This is a genomic window from Paraburkholderia phymatum, assembly GCF_038900715.1.
GTDB lineage: Bacteria > Pseudomonadota > Gammaproteobacteria > Burkholderiales > Burkholderiaceae > Paraburkholderia > Paraburkholderia phymatum_A.
Window position 1 is genome coordinate 1 of sequence record NZ_JAYMRZ010000061.1, and the last position, 3,105, is coordinate 3,105.

Sequence of the window (3,105 nt, forward strand, 5' to 3'; positions counted from 1 at the left end):
CGGTTTTACATCTACGCGGTTCATTTCGTTGAAACAGACCGCAAGGTCGGCATGCGGGCGAAGGAACTGTGCACGCTCGACCATCTTCCCGAAGACGTGCTCGCCTGTCTGGGCGAGCGGGCCAAGGCTCTTCGCTCGATCGACCAGATACTGCCGGCGGTGACCGCGGAGGATGGGCGAAGCCTTTGGCGCGCGGAATACCGGGGCGATGCATCGGGCAATCGAGTCCGAGCTAGCCCTATTCGTGAGGCATGAGCGTGGTTGTACTGCACGACAGCTACACCGATGGCGGATATCGCGACCGGGGCGAAGAGAAGTGTGTCCTGAGGGCCGGCTCCCTCGGCGAGATCGTCGACGTCGGGCAGGTTGTTGAGACCGGTGAGCCGATCTGCCTCTTTGACGGCTTATGGTCGGCTGCCGGGAGGGCAAAACTGTTTCTGCACCAGTGCGACAATCGTGCAAGGAGACGACTTGGACGCGTGACGGTTTATGTATCGCCGCGACGGCATTTCTCGCATGCTGCCAGCGTCGCCACTTTTGCTCGCGCCGTATTCAAAACGATGTGCGTTCGCACGGCGCAAATTTCCTAACCAAACCAGGAGCTTTTACTGTGAAGATCACGATCCGAAAGGATAGCAAAGGCATACTCTGCGCCTACATTCCGAGGACGGATTTGGAGGAGCCAATTGTTTCAATCGCGCGGGCGCGAATGTGGGGTGGGCTCGTCACGCTTGCGAACGGCTGGAAGTTCGAGTTGCCTGAGATGGCGCCCGACACCGTGCTTCCGGTCACTGTGGAAGCACGGCGCCTGGCGGGCGGGCACGACTAACATGGCGCTTACGGTAGCTCAGATACATACGATAACCGAATTGGTTCTCTACGAGCCGACGTTGTCGGAAGCCGCAGCAAGCTGGCGCAAGCGCTATCCCGACGTGCGTGTCATTCGTATCAGCGCGGTCGAACTGCTCAATGAAGAGCCGGCGGTGGAATTTCGCGGTCGCCGCGTCTATTTCGCGACGTCAACAGGGGTTTGCGTCTCCGTGACTGCGGAAGCCAGTGAGGCCGATATGCTTATCTTAGCCGAAGATGGCGCGTACGATGGATACTATTGAAATCGCGCTTAGCGAGCCAACCCGTGGAGAACGAGAGAACGAACTCGTTCATGCCGTATTGCAGTCGTCATGCTGGAGCGATGGGCCAATGCTTCAGGTATCGACCGACCGTCCACGCAGACACCTTGATGCCATACTGGCGCTCGGTGAGTTGCGCTACCGACTCGCGGGTCCACAGGTTGAATGCCAACGCCAGCTGGGCATCCGTTCTATGATCAGCTTGCGGATTCTCACTTCCTCCCGGTAATCCAACCGGCCACGTCCCGGCCGACGGCTACGCTTGCTCGGCCTGAGCGATCTCAGGCCGACTTCTCGCGACTGACTGCATCATCCAGTTGCTTACTGCCCGCGGACTTTCCCCGAATATGTGAGCCGGCGTGGTCTGCGTCATCCCATCAACCACCGCTTGCACCACTATTTTTCTCAGTACTCCTGCGAGGCTCCGTCGAGATGTCAGGCATCAGTTTTCATCTTTATACCCGCTTAGCGCACTACGCACTATTTGGTGCCCTGTCAGTAATTACTGGAGCGGGTTGCATGGAGGTTGCCATGGAACAGCACCAAAGCCTGGCGTACGAGTTGCGTTACATGAGCTGGCGCTGGACCGCGGACCGTAAGTCGGTGCTGGTTGGTGCTAGCGCACCGTTGCCGGGGATGAGCGAATTGACGGCGGCGCTCGGTCTGGCAAAGCTGGTGCGACTTGGGGAACGGCTCCGGCCGAGGACGCCGAGGGAGTGCGCTGGATGCTCACGTGGTGCACCTAGGCAAGCGATTCACGCACAGCGCGTGCCAGAATGATCGACGACATGCAGCCTTGAGGGATGGAAACTGCGGCCTACAGCCATCCTTTCGCCAGCAGTTTCGCAACGTGCGGGCCTCCGACGCGATCCGAGCTGAGCGTGGCTTCTAACGCGTAGCGGATCGGTGACAGTGCGCCAGCATTGCAGCTACATACGCAGCTCCGTGCGCACCCGTGAGGTACATCGTCAGGGCGCTCAAGGGCACGGCGATCAACTTCGACGCTGGAGCCGCTATCTATCTCTCCAGGCGGCAGCAGCAGTTCCCGGCTGGACAAGCCGCCGTACCATTGCTGCTGCCGCTTCAACAGCGGCGCAGGAGGTTGCTGCGTTCTGTAGCCGTGTAGTTGCTGAAATGGCCTTCGCGTGCGGCCTGACGGCGTGCCGCCGCGATGATCGCTTTGCTGCGGGCGGGAGCGCACGGCGCACTGACCTGTTTATCCAGCGCGGTACTGCGACAGCGCGGGCAAAGAGGCGTCGTGCCAGCGCGCACCAGCGCTTCGAAATGCAACGCGCAGTTGCGGCATAGGTAGTCGTAGAGCGGCATGAGTTCTTTTCAGCGCGAAGCGTTATCTGGCAGGACGCTACCCGGAAACCGTGGTTGCCTCAGTTCCGCGACGTACCGATCGGTGGCGGAGGTCGATCCGCGCCGGGCGTCCCTGAGCCGGCCTACCGTACGCAGGAGCTGCAGTCCGAAATCGGTTGCCATGTCGAATGCATTTCGCCCGTCGGGCGCAACGAGGCTGTCGCTGGCGCCGAGCGATATCAGCAGCAACATGACCTCGAACCGGCCGCTGGCGGCGGCCTCCATCAGGCACGTGATGTCGTTCCCGTTCATGTGATCAATATCGAGGTCGGCCCCGACCAACCGTAGGATCGATGCGCGTGCGCCGCCCAGACACGCGTACCAGAGTGCCTGATTACCTTCGTCGTCGAGCGCGCCGACGTGTGCACCTTCATCCAGCAACGCTGCGACTATGCTGTCTTCGCCGTGCAGCGCTGCCACCATCAGCGGCGTCATGCCCTCAATGCTGCGCGAGTGAATGTCCGGGAAGTCGTGGCTCGACAGCCATGTTGCGAGCGTTGCCCACGTGACATCGTGGCGGCTTGCGCTTTCGTATGGGACAGTGTTGGTGAGCAGTGACATGATGACGCTCCGGCTCAGTGGATAGGCGCCGCCGTCACGCGCGCCCGAA

Annotated in this window: 7 protein-coding genes; 4 read left to right on the top strand and 3 right to left on the bottom strand. The window is 60.8% G+C overall.

Going from position 1 to position 3,105, the window contains the following annotated elements; translation table 11 throughout:
- From VSR68_RS42300 to VSR68_RS42315, 4 genes are all read left to right on the top strand, one after another.
- Positions 1–255 (top strand): nitrogen fixation protein NifZ (locus VSR68_RS42300; RefSeq protein ID WP_342945352.1); only part of this gene is annotated, 255 nt, incomplete at its 5' end.
- Complete coding sequence (locus tag VSR68_RS42305) at positions 252–590, top strand: hypothetical protein (RefSeq protein ID WP_342937517.1); 339 nt, start codon at positions 252–254, stop codon at positions 588–590. The genes VSR68_RS42300 and VSR68_RS42305, both read left to right, overlap by 4 nt.
- Before the next feature lie 20 nt (positions 591–610).
- Positions 611–829: a putative nitrogen fixation protein NifT gene (gene nifT, locus VSR68_RS42310; protein WP_028371630.1), complete on the top strand. Its 219-nt coding sequence runs from the start codon at positions 611–613 to the stop codon at positions 827–829.
- Positions 830–869: 40 nt separating this feature from the next.
- Positions 870–1,112, top strand: coding sequence for a hypothetical protein (locus VSR68_RS42315; protein WP_342945353.1), 243 nt, complete (start codon positions 870–872; stop codon positions 1,110–1,112).
- A gap of 67 nt (positions 1,113–1,179) precedes the next feature.
- Here VSR68_RS42315 and VSR68_RS43020 read toward each other — a convergent pair whose 3' ends face one another.
- The 3 genes from VSR68_RS43020 to VSR68_RS42325 all read right to left on the bottom strand — a co-directional run bounded on the left by VSR68_RS43020 (position 1,180) and on the right by VSR68_RS42325 (position 3,056).
- Positions 1,180–1,302, bottom strand: a complete 123-nt coding sequence (locus tag VSR68_RS43020) for a winged helix-turn-helix domain-containing protein (protein WP_368726535.1) — start codon at positions 1,300–1,302, stop codon at positions 1,180–1,182.
- A gap of 911 nt (positions 1,303–2,213) precedes the next feature.
- Positions 2,214–2,456, bottom strand: a complete 243-nt coding sequence (locus tag VSR68_RS42320; protein WP_342945354.1) for a zinc ribbon domain-containing protein — start codon at positions 2,454–2,456, stop codon at positions 2,214–2,216.
- A 9-nt stretch (positions 2,457–2,465) separates the two neighbouring features.
- Positions 2,466–3,056 (bottom strand): ankyrin repeat domain-containing protein, encoded by a 591-nt coding sequence (locus VSR68_RS42325; RefSeq protein WP_342945355.1) that lies wholly within the window; start codon positions 3,054–3,056, stop codon positions 2,466–2,468.
- Positions 3,057–3,105 lie beyond the last annotated feature (49 nt).